The sequence below is a fragment of the Streptomyces sp. NPDC046887 genome, assembly GCF_040644755.1.
Lineage (GTDB): Bacteria > Actinomycetota > Actinomycetes > Streptomycetales > Streptomycetaceae > Streptomyces > Streptomyces lichenis.
On sequence record NZ_JBEYXH010000001.1, the window covers coordinates 497,432 to 520,573 of the forward strand.

Annotated in this window: 24 protein-coding genes; 21 read left to right on the forward strand and 3 right to left on the reverse strand. The window is 71.8% G+C overall.

Translation table 11 applies throughout. The features are described from left to right. Nucleotides 1–41 precede the first annotated feature (41 nt). From secY to truA, 10 genes are all read left to right on the forward strand, one after another. Nucleotides 42–1,358 carry a preprotein translocase subunit SecY gene (gene secY, locus ABZ945_RS02285; protein WP_361262458.1) on the forward strand — a complete coding sequence of 439 codons (1,317 nt, stop codon included), beginning with the start codon at nucleotides 42–44 and terminating at the stop codon, nucleotides 1,356–1,358. Beyond that, nucleotides 1,358–2,023 (forward strand): adenylate kinase, encoded by a 666-nt coding sequence (locus ABZ945_RS02290; RefSeq protein WP_361262461.1) that lies wholly within the window; start codon nucleotides 1,358–1,360, stop codon nucleotides 2,021–2,023. The genes secY and ABZ945_RS02290 overlap by 1 nt, the downstream gene beginning before the upstream one ends. A gap of 151 nt (nucleotides 2,024–2,174) precedes the next feature. After that, nucleotides 2,175–3,011, forward strand: a complete 837-nt coding sequence (gene map / locus ABZ945_RS02295) for a type I methionyl aminopeptidase (RefSeq protein ID WP_361262463.1) — start codon at nucleotides 2,175–2,177, stop codon at nucleotides 3,009–3,011. Nucleotides 3,012–3,170: 159 nt separating this feature from the next. Further along, on the forward strand, nucleotides 3,171–3,392 hold the full coding sequence (gene infA, locus ABZ945_RS02300) for a translation initiation factor IF-1 (RefSeq protein ID WP_003956442.1): 222 nt from the start codon (nucleotides 3,171–3,173) through the stop codon (nucleotides 3,390–3,392). 62 nt (nucleotides 3,393–3,454) lie between these two features. After that, the gene (rpmJ, locus tag ABZ945_RS02305; protein WP_003956441.1) at nucleotides 3,455–3,568 is read left to right on the forward strand and encodes a 50S ribosomal protein L36; all 114 of its coding nucleotides are present in this window, start codon (nucleotides 3,455–3,457) and stop codon (nucleotides 3,566–3,568) included. Nucleotides 3,569–3,777: 209 nt separating this feature from the next. After that, entirely contained in the window at nucleotides 3,778–4,158 is a 381-nt protein-coding gene (gene rpsM / locus ABZ945_RS02310) for a 30S ribosomal protein S13 (RefSeq protein WP_105868313.1), read from the forward strand. A 68-nt stretch (nucleotides 4,159–4,226) separates the two neighbouring features. After that, entirely contained in the window at nucleotides 4,227–4,631 is a 405-nt protein-coding gene (gene rpsK, locus ABZ945_RS02315; protein WP_003956432.1) for a 30S ribosomal protein S11, read from the forward strand. Between the two features lie 144 nt (nucleotides 4,632–4,775). Further along, on the forward strand, nucleotides 4,776–5,798 hold the full coding sequence (locus tag ABZ945_RS02320; RefSeq protein WP_003956430.1) for a DNA-directed RNA polymerase subunit alpha: 1,023 nt from the start codon (nucleotides 4,776–4,778) through the stop codon (nucleotides 5,796–5,798). Between the two features lie 127 nt (nucleotides 5,799–5,925). Further along, nucleotides 5,926–6,411, forward strand: coding sequence for a 50S ribosomal protein L17 (gene rplQ, locus ABZ945_RS02325; protein ID WP_361262467.1), 486 nt, complete (start codon nucleotides 5,926–5,928; stop codon nucleotides 6,409–6,411). A 104-nt stretch (nucleotides 6,412–6,515) separates the two neighbouring features. Continuing rightward, the gene (gene truA / locus ABZ945_RS02330) at nucleotides 6,516–7,382 is read left to right on the forward strand and encodes a tRNA pseudouridine(38-40) synthase TruA (protein ID WP_361262469.1); all 867 of its coding nucleotides are present in this window, start codon (nucleotides 6,516–6,518) and stop codon (nucleotides 7,380–7,382) included. On the opposite strand, the gene ABZ945_RS02335 is transcribed toward truA, so the two are convergent. Next, entirely contained in the window at nucleotides 7,359–8,417 is a 1,059-nt protein-coding gene (locus tag ABZ945_RS02335; RefSeq protein WP_361262472.1) for a hypothetical protein, read from the reverse strand. The genes truA and ABZ945_RS02335 overlap by 24 nt on opposite strands. Nucleotides 8,418–8,488: 71 nt before the next feature. On the opposite strand from ABZ945_RS02335, the gene ABZ945_RS02340 reads away from it, so the two are divergent. From ABZ945_RS02340 to glmM, 4 genes are all read left to right on the forward strand, one after another. Then, nucleotides 8,489–10,108: an ATP-binding cassette domain-containing protein gene (locus tag ABZ945_RS02340; RefSeq protein WP_361262474.1), complete on the forward strand. Its 1,620-nt coding sequence runs from the start codon at nucleotides 8,489–8,491 to the stop codon at nucleotides 10,106–10,108. A 234-nt stretch (nucleotides 10,109–10,342) separates the two neighbouring features. Then, nucleotides 10,343–10,786 carry a 50S ribosomal protein L13 gene (gene rplM / locus ABZ945_RS02345; protein ID WP_361262477.1) on the forward strand — a complete coding sequence of 148 codons (444 nt, stop codon included), beginning with the start codon at nucleotides 10,343–10,345 and terminating at the stop codon, nucleotides 10,784–10,786. A 43-nt stretch (nucleotides 10,787–10,829) separates the two neighbouring features. After that, nucleotides 10,830–11,348: a 30S ribosomal protein S9 gene (rpsI, locus tag ABZ945_RS02350; RefSeq protein ID WP_248632494.1), complete on the forward strand. Its 519-nt coding sequence runs from the start codon at nucleotides 10,830–10,832 to the stop codon at nucleotides 11,346–11,348. A gap of 188 nt (nucleotides 11,349–11,536) precedes the next feature. Continuing rightward, nucleotides 11,537–12,895, forward strand: a complete 1,359-nt coding sequence (glmM, locus tag ABZ945_RS02355; RefSeq protein WP_361262480.1) for a phosphoglucosamine mutase — start codon at nucleotides 11,537–11,539, stop codon at nucleotides 12,893–12,895. Between the two features lie 62 nt (nucleotides 12,896–12,957). Here the strand turns inward: glmM and ABZ945_RS02360 are convergent, their stop codons facing one another. Next, nucleotides 12,958–13,896, reverse strand: a complete 939-nt coding sequence (locus ABZ945_RS02360; protein ID WP_361262483.1) for a DUF389 domain-containing protein — start codon at nucleotides 13,894–13,896, stop codon at nucleotides 12,958–12,960. Nucleotides 13,897–13,945: 49 nt separating this feature from the next. Continuing rightward, a complete protein-coding gene (coaA, locus tag ABZ945_RS02365; protein ID WP_361262486.1) occupies nucleotides 13,946–14,953 on the reverse strand; it encodes a type I pantothenate kinase in 1,008 nt (335 codons plus the stop codon). A gap of 216 nt (nucleotides 14,954–15,169) precedes the next feature. Here coaA and ABZ945_RS02370 point away from each other — a divergent pair, with 216 nt between their 5' ends. The 7 genes from ABZ945_RS02370 (at nucleotide 15,170) to tsaE (ending at nucleotide 23,100) form a co-directional block, all read left to right on the forward strand. Then, nucleotides 15,170–15,931, forward strand: coding sequence for a hypothetical protein (locus ABZ945_RS02370; protein ID WP_361262489.1), 762 nt, complete (start codon nucleotides 15,170–15,172; stop codon nucleotides 15,929–15,931). Nucleotides 15,932–16,068: 137 nt separating this feature from the next. Beyond that, entirely contained in the window at nucleotides 16,069–17,916 is a 1,848-nt protein-coding gene (glmS, locus tag ABZ945_RS02375; RefSeq protein ID WP_361262492.1) for a glutamine--fructose-6-phosphate transaminase (isomerizing), read from the forward strand. A 37-nt stretch (nucleotides 17,917–17,953) separates the two neighbouring features. Then, the gene (locus tag ABZ945_RS02380) at nucleotides 17,954–18,322 is read left to right on the forward strand and encodes a holo-ACP synthase (protein ID WP_361262495.1); all 369 of its coding nucleotides are present in this window, start codon (nucleotides 17,954–17,956) and stop codon (nucleotides 18,320–18,322) included. A gap of 4 nt (nucleotides 18,323–18,326) precedes the next feature. After that, a complete protein-coding gene (locus ABZ945_RS02385; protein WP_361262498.1) occupies nucleotides 18,327–19,796 on the forward strand; it encodes an NAD(P)H-hydrate dehydratase in 1,470 nt (489 codons plus the stop codon). Between the two features lie 84 nt (nucleotides 19,797–19,880). Beyond that, nucleotides 19,881–21,089 carry an alanine racemase gene (gene alr / locus ABZ945_RS02390; protein WP_361262501.1) on the forward strand — a complete coding sequence of 403 codons (1,209 nt, stop codon included), beginning with the start codon at nucleotides 19,881–19,883 and terminating at the stop codon, nucleotides 21,087–21,089. A 250-nt stretch (nucleotides 21,090–21,339) separates the two neighbouring features. Beyond that, nucleotides 21,340–22,515, forward strand: a complete 1,176-nt coding sequence (locus ABZ945_RS02395; protein ID WP_361262927.1) for an alpha/beta hydrolase — start codon at nucleotides 21,340–21,342, stop codon at nucleotides 22,513–22,515. 72 nt (nucleotides 22,516–22,587) lie between these two features. Continuing rightward, complete coding sequence (tsaE, locus tag ABZ945_RS02400; RefSeq protein ID WP_361262504.1) at nucleotides 22,588–23,100, forward strand: tRNA (adenosine(37)-N6)-threonylcarbamoyltransferase complex ATPase subunit type 1 TsaE; 513 nt, start codon at nucleotides 22,588–22,590, stop codon at nucleotides 23,098–23,100. Nucleotides 23,101–23,142: the final 42 nt, after the last annotated feature.

Here is a 23,142-nt window from a genome sequence, read left to right on the forward strand (position 1 = left end):
GTCGCCTCTGACGCTCTCGCGCGGGGGTCGCAGGAGGCACCGTGCTCACCGCGTTCGCCCGGGCGGTCAAGACGCCCGACCTGCGTAAGAAGCTGCTCTTCACGCTCGGCATCATCGTGATCTACCGGCTCGGGGCGCACATCCCCGTCCCCGGTGTGAGCTACGAGAACGTCCAGATCTGTGTCGACCAGGCCCGGCAGGGCGACAACAACCTGCTCGGTCTGATGGACCTGTTCAGTGGCGGCGCCCTGCTGCAGATCACGATCTTCGCGCTCGGCATCATGCCGTACATCACGGCGAGCATCATCCTCCAGCTGCTGACCGTGGTGATCCCGCGCCTGGAGGCCCTCAAGAAGGAGGGCTCGGCCGGCACCGCGAAGATCACGCAGTACACCCGCTACCTGACCGTCGCGCTCGCCGTGCTCCAGGGCACCGGCCTGGTCGCCACCGCCAAGAGCGGTGCGCTGTTCTCCGGCTGCCAGGTGGCCAGTCAGATCGTCCCGGACCAGTCGATCTTCGTCATCATCACCATGGTGATCACGATGACCGCGGGTACCGCCATCGTCATGTGGCTCGGTGAGCTGATCACCGACCGCGGCATCGGCAACGGCATGTCGATCCTGATGTTCATCTCGATCGCCGCCGGCTTCCCGAGCGCCCTGTGGGCCATCAAGAAGAGCGGCACCCTGGCCGGCGGCTGGATCGAGTTCGGCTTCATCATCCTGGTCGGCTTCGTGATGGTCGGCCTGGTCGTCTTCGTCGAGCAGGCCCAGCGCCGTATCCCGGTCCAGTACGCGAAGCGGATGATCGGGCGCCGCTCCTACGGCGGCACCTCCACCTACATCCCGCTCAAGGTGAACCAGGCGGGTGTCATCCCCGTCATCTTCGCCTCGTCGCTGCTGTACATCCCGATCCTGGTCGGCCAGTTCTCCGGATCGACCTCCGGCTGGTCCGCGTGGATCCAGCAGAACCTGGTGGACGGCAAGCCGATCCACACGGCGGTCTACTTCCTGCTGATCGTTTTCTTCGCCTTCTTCTATGTGGCCATCTCCTTCAACCCCGAGGAAGTGGCCGACAACATGAAGAAGTATGGTGGCTTCATCCCGGGTATCCGGGCCGGTCGACCTACGGCCGAGTACCTCAGCTATGTACTCAACCGGATCACCTGGCCGGGCTCGCTGTACCTGGGTCTGATCGCTCTCGTGCCGACAGTGGCGTTGGCCGGCTTCGGCGGATCCAACCCCAACTTCCCGTTCGGCGGGACGAGCATCCTGATCATCGTGGGTGTGGGGCTGGAGACCGTGAAGCAGATCGAGAGCCAGCTCCAGCAGCGCAATTACGAAGGGTTCCTCCGCTGATGCGAATCGTCCTCGTCGGGCCGCCCGGCGCCGGCAAGGGAACGCAGGCCGCGTTCCTCGCCAAGAACCTGTCGATTCCGCACATCTCCACGGGCGACCTGTTCCGGGCCAACATCAGCCAGGGCACCGAGCTCGGCAAGCAGGCCAAGTCCTACATGGACGCCGGCAACCTCGTCCCGGACGAGGTCACCGTCGGGATGGCCCAGGACCGCATGGAGCAGTCCGACGCGGAGCACGGCTTCCTGCTGGACGGCTTCCCGCGCAACGTGGCCCAGGCCGAGGCGCTGGACGCGATGCTGGACCGCGAGGGCATGAAGCTGGACGCCGTCCTGGACCTGGAGGTCCCGGAGGACGAGGTGGTCAAGCGGATCGCCGGCCGCCGGATCTGCCGCAACGACAGCGCGCACGTCTTCCACGTGGCGTACAAGCAGCCCAAGGCCGCGGGTGTCTGCGACGCCTGCGGCGGCGAGCTGTACCAGCGCGAGGACGACTCCGAGGAGACCGTCCGCAAGCGGCTGGAGGTCTACCACACGCAGACCGAGCCGATCATCGACTACTACAAGGCGCAGGGGCTGGTCGCCACCATCTCCGCGCTGGGCCAGGTCGACGAGGTCACCGGGCGCGCCATGCGGGCGCTGCACGGACGCGGCGACCAGGCCGCGTAGCCCGGCACGCTCGCAAGCAGGTCGCATCCGCCGGCCGCGGTGTCCCCACGGGGGCGCCGCGGCCGGCGCTTTGCGGCCGTATCGTGGTGGGGTCGGCCTCGTCCGACAGAGAGACACACCCCCCGTACTCCCCGGAAAGGCGTCAGCCGTCATGGTGCAGATCAAGACTCCCGAGCAGATCGCGAAGATGCGCGAGGCGGGGCTGGTCGTCGCCGCCATCCATGCGGCGACCCGGGAGGCGGCGGTGCCCGGCGCCAGCACCAAGGACCTGGACGAGGCCGCCCGCAAGGTGATCGCCGAGCACGGCGCCAAGTCCAACTTCCTCGGCTACGGCGGGTTCCCCGCGACCATCTGCACCTCGGTCAACGAGGTCGTGGTGCACGGCATCCCCAGCGAGGAGACGGTCCTCAAGGACGGTGACGTCATCTCCATCGACTGCGGGGCCATCGTGGACGGCTGGCACGGCGACGCCGCGTACACCGCCTTCGTCGGCACCGGGCACGCCCCCGAGCTGATCGAGCTCTCCCGGGTCACCGAGGAGTCGATGTGGGCCGGGATCGCCGCGATGAAGAACGGCAACCGGCTGGTGGACATCTCCCGGGCCATCGAGTCCTACATCCGCCGCCAGCCCCGCCCGGCCACCGGCAAGTACGGGATCATCGAGGACTACGGCGGCCACGGCATCGGCACCGAGATGCACATGGACCCGCATCTGCTGAACTACGTCTCCCGCAAGCGCGGCAAGGGCCCCAAGCTGGTGCCCGGCTTCTGCCTGGCGATCGAGCCGATGGTCTCGCTCGGCACCGCCCGCACCGAGGTGCTGGAGGACCAGTGGACGGTGATCACCACTGACGGCACCTGGTCCTCGCACTGGGAGCACTCGGTGGCGCTCACCGAGGACGGCCCGCTGGTGCTCACCGCCCCGGACGGCGGCAAGGCCAAGCTCGCCCAGCTCGGCGTCACCGCCGCCCCCGATCCGCTCAGTTGATACCCGCCGGTCACGCGTAGGGATCTCCGTCAGCGGGCAGAATCCTGGATTCGTGTTTTCCACAGGGCTGACGTAGACTGATGCGTCGGCTCTCGTGTACCCGTGTGTCCGCACCGGGCAGCGGGAGTCGATCAAGGTAGCCGATTCGAAGGGCGAAGCGTGGCCAAGAAGCAAGGTGCCATCGAGATCGAGGGCACCGTGATCGAGTCCCTGCCGAACGCCATGTTCAAGGTGGAGCTCCAGAACGGTCACAAGGTCCTCGCGCACATCTCCGGCAAGATGCGTATGCACTACATCCGTATCCTCCCGGACGACCGGGTCGTCGTGGAGCTCTCCCCGTACGACCTGACGCGTGGCCGGATCGTCTACCGCTACAAGTAGATCTTGCCGAGTCTCCGCCCTCGGGTGGAGCCCTTGGCACTGACCCGGAGAACCTCACACCCATGAAGGTCAAGCCGAGCGTCAAGAAGATCTGCGACAAGTGCAAGGTGATCCGCCGCCACGGCCGGGTCATGGTCATCTGCGACAACCTGCGCCACAAGCAGCGCCAGGGCTGACGCACACCACCTGCACCTCGCAGTACCTTCGCGCGACGCGAGCAGTACACCGTACATACGCAGCGCCCGCCGGGCCCGGACACCGGGCTGGCGGCACCTCCGGCGGGGGCCGGGGACCCGGACGTACCACCTCCCGTATCCGATACGGACAGGGGTCGGCGGTCGGGATCGGCGCTGCGGTAGACCCCCGAGTACACAGGAGCCAGTGAATGGCACGCGTTTCCGGTGTCGACATCCCGCGCGAAAAGCGCGTGGAGGTCGCACTCACCTACGTCTTCGGCATCGGCCGCACCCTGGCGAAGGAAACCCTCGCCTCGACCGGTGTGAACCCGAACACCCGCGTTCGTGACCTCTCCGAAGAGGACCTGGTCAAGATCCGCGAGTACGTGGACGCCAACCTCAAGACCGAGGGTGACCTCCGCCGCGAGATCCAGGCCGACATCCGCCGCAAGGTCGAGATCGGCTGCTACCAGGGTCTGCGCCACCGTCGTGGCCTGCCCGTCCACGGTCAGCGCACCAGCACGAACGCCCGTACCCGCAAGGGCCCGCGTCGCGCGATCGCCGGCAAGAAGAAGCCGGGCAAGAAGTAGTCCTCAGCGGACGCCTCACCAGCGGTCTTCGCTGTAGGACCGACCACCTCCCCCGTAGGAGTTAAGAGATGCCCCCCAAGGGACGTCAGGGCGCTGCCAAGAAGGTGCGCCGCAAGGAAAAGAAGAACGTCGCTCACGGCCACGCGCACATCAAGAGCACGTTCAACAACACGATCGTCTCGATCACCGACCCCTCGGGCAACGTGATCTCCTGGGCCTCCGCCGGCCACGTCGGCTTCAAGGGCTCGCGCAAGTCCACCCCCTTCGCCGCGCAGATGGCCGCCGAGTCGGCCGCCCGCCGCGCGCAGGAGCACGGCATGCGCAAGGTCGACGTCTTCGTCAAGGGTCCCGGCTCCGGCCGTGAGACCGCGATCCGTTCGCTCCAGGCCACCGGCCTGGAGGTCGGCTCCATCCAGGACGTCACCCCCACCCCGCACAACGGCTGCCGGCCGCCCAAGCGCCGCCGCGTCTGACGCAGCGCGCTTGACCTGCTCGTGAGAGTCCGGGCGGTACGGCCCCTTCGGGTCGTGCCGCCCGTACCCTTGCAGTACGCAGCGCAGTACGCAGCACCAGAGGACGTCAAATAGCGGGCGTCCACGACTGAAGGAAAACCCACCATGCTGATCGCTCAGCGTCCCTCGCTGACCGAAGAGGTCGTCGACGAGTACCGCTCCCGGTTCGTGATCGAGCCGCTGGAGCCGGGCTTCGGCTACACCCTCGGCAACAGCCTCCGCCGTACGCTCCTCTCCTCGATCCCGGGTGCGGCGGTCACGTCCATCCGCATCGACGGTGTCCTGCACGAGTTCACCACCGTGCCGGGCGTCAAGGAGGACGTCACCGACCTGATCCTCAACATCAAGCAGCTGGTCGTCTCCTCGGAGCACGACGAGCCGGTCGTGATGTACCTGCGCAAGCAGGGCCCGGGTCTGGTCACCGCCGCCGACATCGCGCCCCCGGCCGGTGTCGAGGTGCACAACCCCGACCTCGTCCTCGCCACCCTCAACGGCAAGGGCAAGCTGGAGATGGAGCTGACCGTCGAGCGCGGTCGCGGCTATGTCTCCGCCGTGCAGAACAAGCAGGTCGGCCAGGAGATCGGCCGTATCCCGGTCGACTCCATCTACTCGCCGGTCCTCAAGGTCACCTACAAGGTCGAGGCGACCCGAGTCGAGCAGCGCACCGACTTCGACAAGCTGATCGTCGACGTCGAGACCAAGCAGGCCATGCGCCCGCGCGACGCCATGGCGTCGGCCGGCAAGACCCTGGTCGAGCTGTTCGGCCTGGCCCGCGAGCTCAACATCGACGCCGAGGGCATCGACATGGGCCCGTCCCCGACGGACGCCGCCCTCGCCGCCGACCTCGCGCTGCCGATCGAGGAGCTGGAGCTCACCGTCCGCTCCTACAACTGCCTCAAGCGTGAGGGCATCCACTCGGTGGGCGAGCTCGTCGCCCGCTCCGAGGCGGACCTGCTCGACATCCGCAACTTCGGCGCCAAGTCGATCGACGAGGTCAAGGCGAAGCTTGCCGGCATGGGCCTGGCCCTGAAGGACTCGCCCCCCGGGTTCGACCCGACCGCCGCCGCCGACGCCTTCGGCGCCGACGACGACGCGGACGCCGGTTTCGTGGAGACCGAGCAGTACTGAGCACCACCGTGAGTGCCGGGGCCGCGCGCCCCGGCACCCGCGCGCACCAAGCTTCCGGCGGGAAGTCGCCCGTCGGTAACTGACACCGGTACCTGGTACGGCCGGTGCAGACACAAGGAGAAACACCATGCCGCGTCCCACCAAGGGAGCCCGTCTGGGCGGCAGCGCCGCGCACGAGAAGCTGCTTCTCGCGAACCTGGCGAAGTCGCTCTTCGAGCACGGCCGCATCACCACGACCGAGGCCAAGGCCCGCCGCCTGCGTCCGGTCGCCGAGCGCCTGATCACCAAGGCGAAGAAGGGCGACATCCACAACCGTCGCCTGGTGCTGCAGACGATCACCGACAAGGGCATCGTCCACACCCTCTTCACCGAGATCGCCCCGCGCTACGCCGAGCGTCCGGGTGGCTACACCCGTATCACCAAGATCGGCAACCGTCGTGGCGACAACGCCCCGATGGCCGTGATCGAGCTGGTCGAGGGCGAGATCGCCAAGAAGGCGACCGTCGCCGAGGCCGAGGCCGCCACCAAGCGCTCCGTCAAGGAGTCCGAGGAGGCGAAGGCCACCGAGGCCAAGGCCGACGAGGCCCCCGCCGAGGAGTCGAAGGACGCGTAAGTGTCCGGCTGACCGGCTGAGCTGCGGTAAGCGGGCCCGCTCCCTGTTCCTGGGGGGCGGGCCCGTCCGCATGAGCACAGGGTGGACGAGGAGAGGATGGGCGCGTGAGCGACGAGGTGGAGCCCGGTTTCGTACGGGTGCGGCTGGACCTGACCTACGACGGGCGGGACTTCCGCGGCTGGGCCAAGCAGGCCGGCGGGCAGCGGACCGTGCAGGGGGACATCGAGGACGCCCTGCGCACGGTGACCCGCGCGGACCGGACGTACGAGCTGACGGTGGCCGGCCGCACCGACTCCGGGGTGCACGCCCGCGGGCAGGTCGCCCATGTCGACCTGCCCGAGGCGCTGTGGGCCGAGCACCGGGAGAAGCTGCTGCGGCGGCTGGCCGGGCGGCTGGCGCACGATGTGCGGATCTGGCGGGTGGCCGAGGCCCCCGCGGGTTTCAACGCCCGGTTCTCGGCGATCTGGCGGCGGTACGCGTACCGGGTCACCGACAATCCCGGCGGCGTCGACCCGCTGCTGCGCGGCCATGTGCTCTGGCACGACTGGCCGCTGGACCTGGACGCGATGAACGCGGCCGCCGAGCGGCTGCTGGGCGAGCACGACTTCGCCGCGTACTGCAAGCGCCGGGAGGGCGCCACCACCATCCGCACCCTTCAGACGCTGCGCTGGGAGCGGCTGGAGTCCGGGGTGCTTCAGGCCACCGTCAAGGCGGACGCCTTCTGCCACAACATGGTCCGCTCGCTGGTCGGCGCCATGCTCTTCGTCGGCGACGGGCACCGCCCGGTGGAGTGGCCGGGCAAGGTGCTGGCCGCGGGCGTCCGGGACTCCGCCGTCCATGTGGTCCGGCCGCACGGGCTGACCCTGGAGGAGGTCGGCTACCCGGCCGACGAGCTGCTGGCCGCCCGCAATCTGGAGGCGCGCAACAGGCGGACCCTGCCGGGCGGTTCAGCCACCGGTGGCTGCTGCTGAGGCCTGGGCCCGGCCGCGCCCGTAGATCTGGTCGAAGGCGAAGGTGCCGAGGTCGTCACTGGTGGCGAACACCTGCTTGTCGGCCTTGGTGACCCGCTGGCCGCTGGTGAAGCCGGCCTGGGTGAAGTAGGCGTAGCGGCCCACCGCGTTGGCGCGCCGCAGGCAGACCGTACGGGTCTGGCAGAACGGCTCTACCCCGGAGCCGGCCAGCGTGGCGATCCCGCCGACCGCCTCCTTCTTGGCCTTCTGGGCGGCCTCCGGCGAGGCGAACACCGCCACGCCCACGGTGATGGCCACCCCGTCCCGCTCGTAGGTGGCGCGGACCATCCGGGTGCAGTCGTGCCGGGCCAGCACCCCGGCGAGCCCGGCCTGCCCGGTGGAGGCGCAGTCGGCGGTGGCCGCGGTGGCGCCCCTGGTGTAGCCGTTCTTCCCCAGGGTGAGCGTCTTGCCGGGGAAGAGGGATTCGGTGGTCAGCGGGGCGGTGTCCTTGGCCGGGGCCGAGATGTAGTCCATCGGGTCCGGGGGCGGTGGGGGAGCGACGGAGGAGAAGGACGGCTGCGGCTCGGCGCTGCCGCCGGCCGGGAGCTCGGGCGCCTGGCTGCTGCGGGGCGCGGCGGTGGCGGAGCCGGACGGTTCACCGGAGTTGACCACGGCCAGCGCGATGGCGGTGCCGATGCCCGCGGTGGCCAGGGCGGCGGCGCCGACCACCAGCAGCCGCCGGCGCCGCTTGCGGGCGGCCGAGGCGTCGGCCAGCTTGCTCCAGTCCGGGGTGTCCGAGCCGCCGTTCAGGGGCCCGGAGGCGGAGTAGCGCCCGTCGGCGGGGTACGGCTGGGCGGGCGGCAGCGGCGCGGCGGCGTGCGGCTGCTGCCCGTACCCCTGGCCGTGCCCGTATCCCTGCGCCTGCCCCTGCCCCTGGCCGTAGCCCTGCCCGTACGGCTGTCCCTGCTGTTGTCCGTAAGGCTGCTGGTTCTGCGACCGGTCACCTGGCCCCGGTCCCGGCTCGCCCGGCCACGCGGGCCCCCCACCAAAGCTCATGCCGCGCATCTTAGATGCCCGGCGGGTAATCCGTTTGGGCGCCGGCGGGCGGGACGGCGACAATGCGCACCATGGGACATGTGGAGGCCGCGCACCTGGAGTACCACCTTCCGGACGGCCGGGCGCTGCTCGGCGATGTGTCGTTCCGGGTGGGCGAGGGCGCGGTGGTGGCGCTGGTCGGGCCGAACGGCGCGGGCAAGACGACACTGCTGCGGCTGGTCAGCGGCGAGCTCCAGCCGCACGGGGGCACGGTGAACGTCTCCGGCGGGCTGGGAGTGATGCCGCAGTTCGTCGGCTCGGTGCGCGATGAGCGGACCGTGCGTGACCTGCTGGTCTCGGTCTCCCCGGCGCGGATCCGGGAGGCCGCCCGGGCGGTGGACAAGGCCGAGCACCTGATCATGACCGTGGATGACGAGGCCGCGCAGATGGGGTACGCGCAGGCGCTCAGCGACTGGGCGGAGGCGCGCGGCTACGAGGCGGAGACGCTCTGGGACATCTGCACCACGGCCGCGCTCGGCATGCCGTACGACAAGGCCCAGTGGCGCCAGGTGCGCACCCTCTCCGGCGGCGAGCAGAAGCGGCTGGTCCTTGAGGCGCTGCTGCGCGGCCCCGAGGAGGTGCTGCTGCTGGACGAGCCGGACAACTATCTGGACGTGCCCGGCAAGCGGTGGCTGGAGGAGCGGCTGGAGCAGACCCGCAAGACCGTGCTGTTCGTCTCACACGACCGGGAGCTGCTGGCCCGGGCCGCGCAGAAGATCGTCGCGGTGGAGCCGGGCCCGGCCGGGGCGGACGTCTGGGTGCACGGCGGCGGGTTCGCCACCTTCCACGAGGCGCGGCGCGAGCGGTTCGCCCGGTTCGAGGAGCTGAAGCGGCGCTGGGAGGAGAAGCACGCCCAGCTGAAGCGGCTGGTGCTGGACCTGCGGCAGGCGGCCTCGATCAGCCATGAGCTGGCCTCCCGGTACTCGGCGGCGCAGACCAGGCTGCGGAAGTTCGAGGAGGCCGGGCCGCCGCCGGAGCCGCCGCGCGAGCAGGACATCCGGATGCGGCTGCGCGGCGGGCGCACCGGGGTGCGGGCGGTGACCTGCGCCAACCTGGAGCTGACCGGGCTGATGAAGCCGTTCGACCTGGAGGTCTTCTACGGGGAGCGGGTCGCCGTGCTGGGCTCCAACGGCTCGGGCAAGTCGCACTTCCTGCGGCTGCTGGCCGGCGAGGAGGTGGCGCACACCGGCGACTGGAAGCTGGGCGCCCGAGTGGTCCCCGGCCACTTCGCGCAGACGCACGCGCACCCGGAGCTGATGGGCCGCACCCTGGTCGACATCCTGTGGACCGAGCACGCCAGGGACAAGGGCGCGGCGATGTCCGCGCTGCGCCGCTATGAGCTGGACCGGCAGGGCGACCAGGCCTTCGACCGGCTCTCCGGCGGCCAGCAGGCCCGCTTCCAGATCCTGCTCCTTGAGCTCTCCGGCACGACCGCGCTGCTGCTGGACGAGCCGACCGACAACCTGGACCTGGAGTCCGCCGAGGCGCTCCAGGCGGGTCTGGAGGCGTACGAGGGGACGGTGCTGGCCGTCACCCACGACCGCTGGTTCGCCCGCGCCTTCGACCGGTACCTGGTCTTCGGCTCGGACGGGCGGGTCCGGGAGACCGCCGAGCCGGTCTGGGACGAGCGGCGGGTGGAGCGGGCGCGGTAGCCGCCCCCGGCGCTCCCCGGGCCTTTTGACCCGCCGGGGGCGGCGCGGGTACTGTTGCCGTTTGTTATGCGTATGGGCTTCGCCGCTTGACTGCGAGGAGCTCCTGCGCAGGTTCCCTGGAGCAGTTACCAGTGGCTCGCATACGGGCGGTGTTCCCGGCAGTGTGGGCCCCAGCTGCATGATCGCTTCAGGTGTGTCTGGACATCCCTCCACTGAAGAAGCGAAGGCTACGAAGTGCGTACGTACAGCCCCAAGCCCGGCGACGTCACTCGCCAGTGGCACATCATCGACGCGCGGGACATTGTCCTGGGCCGTCTGGCGACGACGGCTGCGAACCTCCTGCGGGGTAAGCACAAGCCCGTCTACGCGCCGCACATGGACATGGGTGACTTTGTCATCATCATCAACGCCGACAAGGTGCACCTGTCCGGCAACAAGCGGACCCAGAAGCTGGCGTACCGCCACTCCGGCTTCCCGGGTGGTCTGCGCTCCGTCCGCTACGACGAGCTGCTGGACAAGAACCCCGAGAAGGCCGTCGAGAAGGCCATCAAGGGCATGATCCCCAAGAACTCCCTCGGCCGTCAGATGCTCTCGAAGCTGAAGGTCTACGCGGGCGAGAACCACCCGCACGCTGCCCAGCAGCCGGTCCCGTTCGAGATCACCCAGGTCGCGCAGTAGTTCCGGCCACACCCCCAAGAACGAAAGAAATCTGAGGAGCATCGTGGCCGAGACCACTGTTGAGAACCCCGTCGAGGGCGAGGAGACCTACGCCGAGGTCACCACCTTCGAGTCCGAGACGCCCGTCGAGGGCGAGTACACCTCGGAGTCCATGGCCTCGCGCTTCGGCGAGCCGCAGCCGGCCGCCGGCCTGGGCCGCCGCAAGAACGCCATCGCCCGCGTCCGGATCGTCCCGGGCACCGGCAAGTGGAAGATCAACGGCCGCACCCTTGAGGACTACTTCCCCAACAAGGTGCACCAGCAGGAAGTCAACGAGCCCTTCAAGGTGCTCGAACTCGACAACCGCTACGACGTCATCGCCCGCATCTCCGGCGGCGGCGTCTCCGGCCAGGCCGGCGCCCTGCGCCTGGGCGTGGCCCGCGCGCTGAACGAGGCGGACGTGGACAACAACCGCGGCGCCCTGAAGAAGGCCGGCTTCCTGAGCCGCGACGACCGTGCGGTCGAGCGCAAGAAGGCCGGTCTGAAGAAGGCCCGCAAGGCCCCGCAGTACAGCAAGCGCTAAACACGCCTGCTCGGTCTGCTCGTACGTACGCCCCGGCGGCACCTCTCGTGCTGCCGGGGCGTACGTCGTCCGCGGACCCACGTCACCCCGGGACGTACGCCGTCTGCGCGCGCGTCGGCCCGCTCGACTTGCACCAACCGCTGCACCCGGCTTCACCTGGCTTCATCGGAGTACTTCGGAGGACAACTGTGGGACGACTCTTCGGCACGGACGGTGTGCGCGGCGTCGCCAACGCGGATCTGACGGCGGAGCTCGCGCTCGGCCTGTCCGTGGCGGCCGCGCATGTGCTCGCCGAGGCGGGGACCTTCGAGGGGCACCGGCCCACGGCCGTCGTGGGCCGCGACCCGCGCGCCTCGGGCGAGTTCCTGGAGGCGGCGGTCGTCGCCGGCCTCGCCAGTGCCGGCGTGGACGTCATGCGGGTCGGGGTGCTGCCCACCCCGGCGGTCGCGCACCTCACCGGGGCGCTCGGCGCGGACCTCGGCGTGATGCTGTCCGCCAGCCACAACGCCATGCCCGACAACGGCATCAAGTTCTTCGCCCGCGGCGGTCACAAGCTCGCCGACGAGCTGGAGGACCGTATCGAGTCCGTCTACGAGCAGCACCGCACCGGTGCGCCCTGGGACCGGCCCACCGGCGCGGGCGTCGGCCGGGTCGCCGACTACACCGAGGGCTTCGACCAGTACGTCGCCCATCTGCTCTCGGTGCTGCCCAACCGGCTCGACGGGCTGAAGATCGTCCTGGACGAGGCGCACGGTGCCGCCGCGGGCGTCTCCCCGGCCGCCTTCGAGCAGGCCGGCGCCCAGGTCGTCACCATCGGCGCCGCCCCCGACGGGCTCAACATCAACGACGGCTGCGGCTCCACCCACCTGGACCTGCTGAAGGCCGCCGTGATCGAGCACGGCGCGGACCTCGGCATCGCCCACGACGGGGACGCCGACCGCTGCCTGGCCGTGGACCACACCGGCGCCGAGGTGGACGGGGACCAGATCCTCGCCGTGCTGGCGCTCGCCATGCGCGAGGCCGGCACCCTGCGCGGCGCCACCGTCGTCGCCACCGTGATGTCGAACCTGGGCTTCACCCTCGCCATGGAGCGCGAGGGGCTGAAGCTGGTGCAGACCGCGGTCGGCGACCGGTATGTGCTGGAGGCCATGAAGGAGCACGGCTACGCGCTCGGCGGCGAGCAGTCGGGCCATGTCATCGTGCTCGACCACGCCACCACCGGCGACGGCACCCTGACCGGGCTGATGCTGGCCGCCCGGGTCGCCGCCACCGGCCGCTCGCTGGCCGAGCTGGCCGGGGTGATGGAGCGGCTGCCGCAGGTGCTGATCAACGTCAAGGACGTGGACCGGTCCCGGGTGAAGACCTCCGCCGAGCTGGGCGCCGCGGTCGCGGACGCCGAGCGGCGCCTGGGTGCCACCGGCCGGGTGCTGCTGCGCCCCTCCGGCACCGAGCCGCTGGTGCGGGTCATGGTCGAGGCCGCCGACCTGGAGCAGGCCCGGGCCATCGCCGGGGAGCTGGCGGACGTGGTGAAGTCGGCGCTGGGCTGAGCAGTCCTTACGCGGAAAAGGGGCGCCCCGCCGGGTGATGGCGGGGCGCCCCTTTGTCGTCCTCAGGCCCGCTGGGTGCGGCGGCGCTGCCAGGCCCAGAAGGACTTCTGCGCCAGCAGTGTCAGCGTCCCGGCGAGCACGATCGCCAGCAGGTTGAGCAGCAGCTGCTCGGCCGAGCCCCTGGTCTGGCCGAGGTCCCCGTAGGCGAGCGCCACCGCGGCGTTGGCCGCCGCCGGGACGGTGGTGACCGAGATCGCCACCCCGACCAGCGCGCCGGACTTCGCCGAGGTGAGCGAGAGGGTGCCGGCGGCCCCGGCGAGCAGGCCGACCACGAAGGAGAACCAGTCCGGCGCGTAGACGAACCCGGTGTTCGGCCGCTTGCCGTGCAGCATGCCGTCGGTGAACAGCCCGGCCGCGTCCATCAGCAGACTGAACAGCACCGTCAGCGCCATCGCGGCCGCGAAGCCCACGACCAGCGCGGTCAGCGAGCGCACCGCCAGCCGGGGCCGGCCGCGGACCAGCGCCGTGCAGATGCCGGCGAGCGGGCCGAACTCCGGGCCCACCGCCATGGCGCCCACGACCAGGATGGCGTTGTCCAGGACGACACCGCAGGCGGCGATCATCGTGGCGAGGGTCAGAAACGCCACATAGGTGACGCTGAGCGTGGACTCCTCGTGGGTGGCCTCCTGCAACTGCTCCCACAGCACGGCGTCCGCGCCCTCGCCGGGCGCGTCCTTCTCGGCCTGTTCGGCGCGGGTGGACAGGGACAGCCCGATCTCCTCGACGGCGATCGAGCCGGACCGGTCCAGGCCCAGGTCGCGCAGCTCGGCGATCAGCCCGTCGCCCGCCTCGCGCGCCACGTCGCACAGCACGAGGTCCCCGGCCGGGTCGCGGCAGGCGCCGGGAACGACGACGAGGTGTGTGGTGCCGACCGTCTTCTCGATCACACCGACCACGTCCTCGGTGCGGTCGGACGGCACGATCAGGCGCAGATGCAGCACCAGCGTGGTCCCTTCAGGTCTTCCGGGTCTCCGGCGGTCTCCGCCCGGCTCAGAGCTTGCGCAGGGACAGCCGCTGCACCTTGTGGTCTGGGCCCTTGCGGACGACCAGGGTGGCGCGGCCGCGGGTGGGGGCCACGTTCTCCAGCAGGTTCGGCTTGTTGATGGTGCGCCAGGCGGTGCGGGCGTAGTCCAGCGCCTCCTCCTCGCTGACCTGGGTGTACTTGCGGAAGTACGAGGAGGGGTCCTGGAACGCGGTGTCGCGCAGCTTGCGGAACCGGTTGAGGTACCAGGACTCGATGTCCTCGGCGCGGGCGTCCACGTAGACGGAGAAGTCGAAGTAGTCCGCGAGGGCCACCCGGGTGCGGCCGTCCTGGCCGGGCAGGGCGGGCTGGAGGACGTTGAGCCCCTCCACGATCAGGATGTCCGGGCGGCGCACGGTGAGCCGCTGGCCGGGCACGATGTCATAGATCAGGTGGGAGTAGACCGGGGCGGTGACCTCGTCCTTGCCGGCCTTGATATCGGCGACGAACCGGGTCAGGGCCCGCCGGTCGTACGACTCGGGGAAGCCCTTCCTGGACATCAGCCCGCGCTCCTTGAGCTCCTTCATCGGCAGCAGGAAGCCGTCGGTGGTCACCCGCTCCACCCGCGGGTGCTCCGGCCAGCGGGCCAGCAGCGCCTGGAGGAGGCGGGCCACGGTGGACTTGCCGACGGCGACCGAGCCGGCCACCCCTATGACGAAGGGGGTGCCGCGCTGGGAGCTCTTGCCGCCTCCGGCGGCGTCCCCGAGGAAGGTGTTGAGCGCGCCGCGCAGATTGGCGGTGGCGGCGACGTACAGGTTGAGCAGCCGGGAGAGCGGCAGATAGATGTCGCGCACCTCGTCCAGGTCGATGACGTCGCCGAGGCCGCGCAGCCGCTCCACCTCCTCGGCGGTCAGCGGCAGCGGCGTCTTGGCGCGCAGCGCGCTCCACTCCTCACGGGTGAGGTCGACGTACGGCGTGGCCGGCGCGGCCTCCGCACGGCGCTGGGCGGAGGTGCTTCGGGACGGCGTTGTGATCACCTGGCCATTGTCGTGCGCCGGGACGCCGAGTGGGGCGTGGGGTCGGTCACGGTGTGGCGGGGCCGAGGTACGAGCCCCACCGACCGAGGCGCGCTGAGAAGGAGGTCGGCGGTGATCACCGGTGGATCACGGTCTGGTCCCGCAACCGTCCGTGGAGATCTTGCTGTCAGCGGGTGCGCTTACTGTGTGCACATCCCTCACACAGAAAGACGAACGATGCGAGCCACCCTGATCCGCCGTACCGCCCTCGCCGCCTCCGTGGCCTCCCTGACCCTCCTGGCCACCGCGTGCGGCTCCTCGGACGGCGGTGACGGCAAGGACGGATCGTCGAAGCCCGCCCCCAAGGCGCTCTCCGCCGCCGAGCTGGAGAAGGCGATCATCACCAAGGACGACGTCAAGGGCTACAAGGTCGAGAAGCTCGCCGACCAGCTCAAGGAGCAGGGCAAGGTCGCCGTCGACAAGGGCGAGTGCCAGGCGATCGCCGACACCATGTCCCTGAAGGCGCTGGGCAAGCCGGCCGGCACCGCCCAGCGGCAGGCCACCAAGGACTTCGAGAAGCCCTCGCTGGAAGGCGCCTCGCCCGAGGAGATCGAGAAGGCCCTGAAGGGCGCCATGAGCGCCAACACCTATGTGACGCTGGCCTCCTACCAGGACAAGGGTGCCGAAGAGGCCCTGACCTCGCTGAAGAGCGCGGGCACCGCGTGCGCCGGCGGCTTCGGCGGTACCAGCGACGGCGAGAAGGTCACCCTCACCAAGATCGTGGAGTCCCCGGCGACCGGCGGCGACGAGGCCGGCAGCTGGACGGTCTTCATGGACATGGAGGGCAAGGAGGTCCCCTTCTACCAGCTCACCGCGGTCCGCAAGGGCTCCACCCTGGCCACCTTCGGGACCATCAACCTGAGCGCCGTGATGGGCAAGGGCGGCGAGGCGGAGAAGTCCACCGAGGTGATCGACGCCCAGGTGAAGAAGCTCGGCTGACCCACCGGCAGGTTCCCCGGAGCCCATGGTCCACCGGGCCATGGGCTCCGCCCGTCTCCCCCTCTTGCCTGCCCCGTATGCCGCGTTCCGCGCCCGGCTGACGGGCCGGGGGCGGGGTGCGGTCGTAGGCTGCCGACATGTGCGGAATCGTGGGATACGTCGGCGGTCAGTCGGCGCTTGATGTAGTGCTCGCCGGTCTGAAGCGGCTGGAGTACCGGGGCTATGACTCGGCCGGCGTCGCGGTGCTCGCGGACGGGTCGCTGGCCGCCGCCAAGAAGGCGGGCAAGCTCGTCAACCTGGAGAAGGAGCTGTCCACCCGGCCGCTGCCGAGCGGCCCGACCGGCATCGGGCACACCCGCTGGGCCACCCATGGCGCGCCCAACGACGCCAACGCCCACCCCCATCTGGACAACGCCGGACGGGTCGCCGTCGTCCACAACGGCATCATCGAGAACTTCGCCGCGCTCCGCGCCGAACTGGCCGAGCGCGGCCACGACCTGGCGTCCGAGACGGACACCGAGGTGGTCGCGCACCTGCTGGCCGAGGAGTTCTCCGCCGGCGGCGACCTGGCCGAGGCGATGCGGCTGGTGTGCCGCCGGCTGGAGGGCGCCTTCACCCTGGTCGCCGTGCACGCCGACGACCCGGACACCGTGGTCGGCGCCCGCCGCAACTCCCCGCTGGTGGTCGGCGTCGGCGAGGGCGAGGCGTTCCTCGCCTCCGATGTGGCCGCCTTCATCGAGCACACCCGGGACGCCATCGAGCTGGGCCAGGACCAGGTGGTGGAGCTGCGCCGGGACGGGGTGACCGTCACCGACTTCGACGGCGCCCCGGCCGAGGTGCGCGCGTACCACGTGGACTGGGACGCCTCGGCCGCCGAGAAGGGGGGCTACGACTACTTCATGCTCAAGGAGATCGCCGAGCAGCCCAAGGCGGTCGCCGACACCCTGCTGGGCCGGGTGGACGCCTCCGGCGCGCTCACCCTGGACGAGATCCGCATCCCCCACGAGGTGCTGAGGGAGGCCCAGAAGGTCGTCATCGTGGCCTGCGGCACCGCCTTCCACGCCGGGCTGATCGCCAAGTACGCCATCGAGCACTGGACCAGGATCCCCTGCGAGGTGGAGCTGGCCAGCGAGTTCCGCTACCGCGACCCCATCCTCGACCAGCGCGTCCTGGTCGTCGCCATCAGCCAGTCCGGCGAGACCATGGACACCCTGATGGCGCTGCGGCACGCCCGGGAGCAGGGCGCGAAGGTGCTGGCCATCTGCAACACCAACGGCTCCACCATCCCCCGCGAGTCCGACGCGGTGCTCTACACCCACGCCGGACCCGAGGTGGCGGTCGCCTCCACCAAGGCGTTCCTCACCCAGCTGGTCGCCTGCTACCTGGTGGCGCTCTACCTGGGCCAGGTGCGCGGCACCAAGTGGGGCGACGAGGTCCGGGACGTGGTCCGCGACCTGGCCCGGATCGCCGAGGACGTGGACCGGGTGCTGGAGACCATGGAGCCGGTACGGGAACTGGCCCGCTCGCTCGCCGACAAGGGCACCGTCCTCTTCCTGGGCCGCCATGTGGGCTACCCGGTGGCCCTGGAGGGCGCGCTGAAGCTCAAGGAGCTGGCGTATATGCACGCCGAGGGCTTCGCCGCGGGCGAGCTGAAGCACGGCCCGATCGCCCTGATCGAGCAGGACCTGCCGGTAGTGGTGGTCGTCCCTTCGCCGCGTGGCCGTTCCGTGCTGCACGACAAGATCGTCTCCAATATCCAGGAGATCCGCGCCCGCGGTGCCCGCACCATCGTGATCGCCGAGGAGGGCGACGAGACCGTGGTCCCGTACGCCGACCACCTCATCCGCATCCCGGCCACCCCGGTGCTGCTCCAGCCGCTGGTCTCCACCGTGCCGCTCCAGGTCTTCGCCTGCGAGCTGGCCACCGCCCGCGGCAACGAGGTGGACCAGCCCCGCAACCTGGCCAAGTCGGTCACCGTCGAGTGATGATCCACCGGGACGTACGGCTGATCGAGGAGTAGGTGTGATCATCGGGGTGGGGATCGACGTCGCGGAGATCGACCGGTTCGCGGCGGCGCTGGAGCGGACACCGCAGCTGGCCCAGCGGCTGTTCGTGACGGCCGAACTGCTGCTGCCGAGCGGCGAGCGCCGGGGCATCGCCTCGCTCGCCGCCCGGTTCGCCGCCAAGGAGGCGCTGGCCAAGGCGCTCGGCGCGCCCGCCGGGCTGCTGTGGACGGACGCCGAGGTGTATGTGGAGGACAGCGGGCAGCCGAGGCTGCGGGTGTCCGGCACGGTCGCGGCCCGCGCCGCCGAACTGGGCGTCCGTAGCTGGCATGTGTCGCTCAGTCACGATGCGGGGGTGGCCTCCGCCGTGGTGATCGCGGAGGGTTGACCGTATGCGTACCGCTTACCCCGTCGAGACCGTACGGGCCGCCGAGGCCGCGCTGATGGCGAAGCTGCCGGAGGGCGCGCTGATGCAGCGGGCGGTGGCCGCGCTGGCCGCCGCCTGCGCCGGGATGCTGCCGAGGGTCTACGGCTCCCGGGTGGTGGTCCTCGCCGGCAGCGGCGACAACGGCGGCGACGCGCTGTACGCGGGGGCCAGGCTGGCCCGGCGCGGCGCCGGGGTCACCGCCGTACTGCTCGGCTCACCCGGAGACGACGGGCGGCCCAAGGTCCACCGCCCGGCACTGGCCGCGCTCACCGCCGCCGGCGGCACCTCCCGCCCCGCCTCCGCCGTGGCCGGCGACCCGGCAGCCGCCCTGGCCGGTGCCGACCTGGTCCTGGACGGCATCACCGGCATCGGCGGCCGCGGCGGCCTCCGCCCGGACGCCGCCGCCCTGGCCCGCGCCGCCCGCGACTCCGGCGCCCTGCTGGTCGCCGTGGACCTGCCCAGCGGGGTGGACGCCGACACCGGGACGGTGCAGGGCGAGGCGGTACGGGCGGACGCCACCGTCACCTTCGGCGCGTACAAGCCCGGGCTGCTGATCGACCCGGCCCGGGAGTACGCGGGCGCCCTCCGGCTCGTGGACATCGGCCTGGACCTCCCGGCGGGCGCGGCGGCGGCCGAGGCGCTGCAACACGAGGACGTGGCCGGGCTGCTGCCGCGCCCCGCCGCCGAGAGCGACAAGTACCGGCGCGGAGTGGTCGGGGTGGTCGCCGGCTCCGCCCGCTACCCGGGCGCCGCGGTGCTCTGCGTCTCCGGGGCGCTGCGCGGCGGTGCCGGGGCGGTGCGGTACGCGGGCCCGGCCGGCGAGGCGGTGCTCGCCCGCCACCCCGAGACCCTGGTGCACCCCGGCGGCCCGGCCGAGGCGGGCCGGGTGCAGTCCTGGGTGATCGGCCCCGGCCTCGGCGACACCCCGGGGGTGGAGGCGGTCCTGGCCTCCGAGGTCCCGGTGCTGGTGGACGCCGACGGGCTGCGGCTGCTCGACCCGGCCGCGGTGCGCGCCCGCCCCGCGCCCACCCTGCTCACCCCGCACGCCGGGGAGGCCGCCGCGCTGCTGGGCGCCGCCCGGGAGGAGGTGGAGGCCGGCCGGCTGGCGGCCGCGCGCGAACTGGCCGCGACGTATGGGGCGACGGTGCTGCTCAAGGGCTCCACCACGGTCGTCGCCTCCCCGGACCCCAAGGAGCCGGTCCGGGTCAACCCCACCGGCACCCCCTGGCTGGCCACCGCCGGCTCCGGGGACGTGCTCTCCGGACTGGCCGGCTCCCTGCTCGCCGCCGGGCTCGCCCCCCGGGACGCCGCCTCGGCCGCCGCCTACCTCCACGGCCTGGCCGCCCGCCGTGCCGCCCGGGGCGCCCCGGTGGCCGCCTACGACGTGGCCGAGGCGCTGCCGGGCGCCTGGCGGGATGTGACGGACGGCGGCTGACCCGCCGATGGCCCCGGCCGGTGACCTGACACCCTGCCGGTGAGGGCCGCGGGCCCCGGACACCGGGGTGAGAGACTGAGCGCGATGAGCGAGATGACACCGCAGACCCCCCGCGCGCCGCACCACCCCCGCGCCCGCGCCGAGATCGACCTCGGCGCGCTGCGCGCCAATGTGCGCGCCCTGCGCGGCCGGGTCGGGCCGGACGTCCGCCTCATGGCCGTGGTGAAGGCCGACGCCTACGGCCACGGGGCCGTCCCCTGCGCCCGGGCCGCGCTGGCGGCCGGCGCCCACTGGCTGGGCACCGCCACCCCGCAGGAGGCCCTCGCCCTGCGCGCCGCCGGGATCGACGCCCCGCTGCTCTGCTGGCTGTGGACGCCGGGCGACCCCTGGCGGGAGGCGATCGAGGCCGGGATCGACATCGGGATCAGCGGGCTCTGGGCGCTCACCGAGGTCACCGCCGCCGCCCGGGCCGCCGCCGGCCGCCCGGCCCGTGTCCAGCTCAAGGCCGACACCGGCCTCGGCCGCAACGGCTGCCAGCCCTCCGACTGGCCCGCACTGGTCGCCGAGGCACTGCGCGCCCAGGGCGAGGGACTGCTCCGGGTCACCGGGATCTGGTCCCATCTGGCCCGCGCCGACGAACCGGGCGACCCCTCCATCACCGCCCAGGTCGACGTCTTCCGGGACATGCTCGCGTACGCCGAGAAGGCGGGCGTCGAGCCCGAGGTGCGCCACCTCGCCAACTCCCCGGCGGCGCTCACCGTCCCCGAGGCCCACTTCGACCTGGTCCGCACCGGCATCGCGCTGTACGGGGTGTCGCCCAGCCCCGAGCTGGGCACCGCCGCCGACTTCGGGCTCCGCCCGGTGATGCGGCTGTCCGGCAGCGTCGCCCTGGTCAAGGGCGTACCGGCCGGACACGGCGTCAGTTACGGCCACCACTACGTCACCGAGCGGGAGACCACCCTCGGCCTGGTCCCGCTCGGGTACGCCGACGGGGTCCCGCGGCACGCTTCCGGCCGCGGCCCGGTGCTGGTCGGCGGCAAGGTGCGCACGGTGGCCGGGCGCATCGCCATGGACCAGTTCGTGGTGGACCTCTCGGGGGACACCGTGGAACCGGGTGCACAGGCCGTGCTGTTCGGGGCAGGCGATGAGGGTGAGCCGACCGCCGAGGACTGGGCCCGGGCCGCGGACACGATCGCGTACGAGATCGTGACCCGGATCGGTTCACGCGTACCGCGCGTCCATATCAACGAGACGGATTCCGGGACGTCTTCCGGAGCGGACGGGACCGGCTGACCGGAGCCGGCGGACCGGGAACGAGTGATCGGGACCGGTGGACCGGGACCGACGGGCGGGGCCGCGCGGAGCGGAACCGCAGAAGCGGTGGGAGGCAGCCGTAGTGAGTGAGACCAGTCCGGCGGCCCGCGCGGCCGCCACGGGGGTGGACCGGATGGCCGGGGCGGCCCGTTCCCGGCGGGCGGTGCGCGCGGCGGGCGCCGCCGCGGCCGCGGCCGGAGCGGCGGCCTCCGCCGTACCGGAGGTGCCGATGCCCGTGCCGATGCCGGTCGGCTCGGCCGCCTGGCGGCGCGCCGGTCTGGCGGGCGCCGCCATAGGAGTGATGGCCGCGGGCGCGGCCGCAGGGGTGGCCATCGAACGGCTCACCGTCGGCCGCGGTATGCGCCGCAAGGCCCGCCTCGCGCTGGACGCGGCCGGTCCCTACGGGGCCCTGCGCGGCGTCCCCGGCAAGACCCGGGCCGACGACGGCACCGAGCTCTACTACGAGGTGGACGAGGCCGAGGAAGCCGAGGGAGCCGGTACCCCCGGCCGCCCGCCGGTGACCGTGGTCTTCAGCCACGGCTACTGCCTCAACCAGGACTCCTGGCACTTCCAGCGGGCGGCCCTGCGCGGTCTGGTCCGCACCGTCCACTGGGACCAGCGCAGCCACGGCCGCTCCGCGCGCGGCGCCGCCCAGCGCGGGCCCGACGCGGTGCCGGTCACCATCGACCAGCTCGGCCGCGATCTGAACGCGGTGCTGGACGCGGCGGCGCCCGAGGGGCCGCTGGTGCTGGTCGGGCACTCCATGGGCGGGATGACGGTGATGGCGCTGGCCGAGCAGTACCCGGAGCTGGTGCGCGAACGGGTGGTCGGCGCCGCCTTCGTCGGCACCTCCTGCGGCAACCTCGGCGAGGTCAACTACGGGCTGCCGGTCGCCGGGGTCAACGCGGTGCGCCGGGTGCTGCCGCAGATACTGCGGGCGCTCGGCTCCCAGGCGGAGCTGGTGGAAAAGGGCCGCCGGGCCACCGCCGACCTGTTCGCGGGGCTGGTGAAGCGGTACTCCTTCTCGTCGGCCGAGGTGGACCCGGCGGTGGCCCGGTTCGCCGAGCGCATGATCGAGTCGACCCCGATCGACGTGGTCGCCGAGTTCTACCCGGCCTTCAACGAGCACGACAAGGTGGCCGCGCTGGCGGTGTTCGCCGAGGTCCCGTCGCTGGCCCTGGCCGGTCAGCAGGACCTGGTGACCCCCAGCTCGCACACCGAGGCCATCGCCGCGCTGCTGCCCGACGCCGAACTGGTGCTGGTGCCGGACGGCGGCCATCTGGTGATGCTGGAGCACCCCGAGGCGGTGGACCGGCTGCTGCTGCGCCTGCTGGACCGGGTCGGCGTCCTGCCCGCGTCGGCCCAGGACCCGGACCCGGACTCCTGCCGTACGGGCGGCAGCTGAGCCGGCCCGCCTGACCCGGCCCCGGTCGCCGGTTCGCCGGCCCCCACTCCGTACGGGCTACCGTTGGCGGCTATGGAAGCACCGCACTCCCCGGCCGCCGAGGCGGCGGCCCGGATCACCCTCCACTCGCCCGACCAGACGCAGGCCCTCGGGCGGGCGCTCGCCGCGCTGCTGCGCCCCGGCGACCTGGTCCTGCTCACCGGCGAGCTGGGCGCCGGGAAGACCACGCTGACCCGCGGGCTCGGTGAGGGGCTGGGGGTGCGGGGCGCGGTCACCTCGCCGACCTTCGTCATCGCCCGCGTACACCCCTCGCTGACCGGCGGGCCCGCGCTGGTCCATGTGGACGCCTACCGGCTCGGCGGCGGTCTGGACGAGATGGAGGACCTGGACCTCGATGTCTCGCTGCCGGAGTCGGTGGTGGTGGTCGAGTGGGGCGAGGGCAAGGTCGAGGAGCTGTCCGAGGACCGGCTGCACATCGTCATCGACCGGGTCGTCGGGGAGACCGACGACGACCGGCGGCAGATCACCCTCACCGGCATCGGCGGACGCTGGGCCGGAGTCGACCTGGCGGCGGCCCACCCCTAGCAACAGGAACACCCGGCTCCGTACTTTCCGACAAGATGTCGG

What these genes read in the sequence shown, in the direction of transcription:
- ABZ945_RS02290 (WP_361262461.1), top strand. Translation starts at nt 1,358, where the DNA reads ATGCGAATCGTCCTCGTCGGGCCGCCCGGCGCCGGCAAGGGAACGCAG.
- map (WP_361262463.1), top strand. Translation starts at nt 2,175, where the DNA reads ATGGTGCAGATCAAGACTCCCGAGCAGATCGCGAAGATGCGCGAGGCG.
- rpmJ (WP_003956441.1), top strand. Translation starts at nt 3,455, where the DNA reads ATGAAGGTCAAGCCGAGCGTCAAGAAGATCTGCGACAAGTGCAAGGTG.
- rpsM (WP_105868313.1), top strand. Translation starts at nt 3,778, where the DNA reads ATGGCACGCGTTTCCGGTGTCGACATCCCGCGCGAAAAGCGCGTGGAG.
- rpsK (WP_003956432.1), top strand. Translation starts at nt 4,227, where the DNA reads ATGCCCCCCAAGGGACGTCAGGGCGCTGCCAAGAAGGTGCGCCGCAAG.
- ABZ945_RS02320 (WP_003956430.1), top strand. Translation starts at nt 4,776, where the DNA reads ATGCTGATCGCTCAGCGTCCCTCGCTGACCGAAGAGGTCGTCGACGAG.
- rplQ (WP_361262467.1), top strand. Translation starts at nt 5,926, where the DNA reads ATGCCGCGTCCCACCAAGGGAGCCCGTCTGGGCGGCAGCGCCGCGCAC.
- ABZ945_RS02335 (WP_361262472.1), bottom strand. Translation starts at nt 8,417, where the DNA reads ATGAGCTTTGGTGGGGGGCCCGCGTGGCCGGGCGAGCCGGGACCGGGG.
- ABZ945_RS02340 (WP_361262474.1), top strand. Translation starts at nt 8,489, where the DNA reads ATGGGACATGTGGAGGCCGCGCACCTGGAGTACCACCTTCCGGACGGC.
- ABZ945_RS02370 (WP_361262489.1), top strand. Translation starts at nt 15,170, where the DNA reads ATGCGAGCCACCCTGATCCGCCGTACCGCCCTCGCCGCCTCCGTGGCC.
- glmS (WP_361262492.1), top strand. Translation starts at nt 16,069, where the DNA reads ATGTGCGGAATCGTGGGATACGTCGGCGGTCAGTCGGCGCTTGATGTA.
- ABZ945_RS02385 (WP_361262498.1), top strand. Translation starts at nt 18,327, where the DNA reads ATGCGTACCGCTTACCCCGTCGAGACCGTACGGGCCGCCGAGGCCGCG.
- alr (WP_361262501.1), top strand. Translation starts at nt 19,881, where the DNA reads ATGAGCGAGATGACACCGCAGACCCCCCGCGCGCCGCACCACCCCCGC.
- ABZ945_RS02395 (WP_361262927.1), top strand. Translation starts at nt 21,340, where the DNA reads ATGCCCGTGCCGATGCCGGTCGGCTCGGCCGCCTGGCGGCGCGCCGGT.
- tsaE (WP_361262504.1), top strand. Translation starts at nt 22,588, where the DNA reads ATGGAAGCACCGCACTCCCCGGCCGCCGAGGCGGCGGCCCGGATCACC.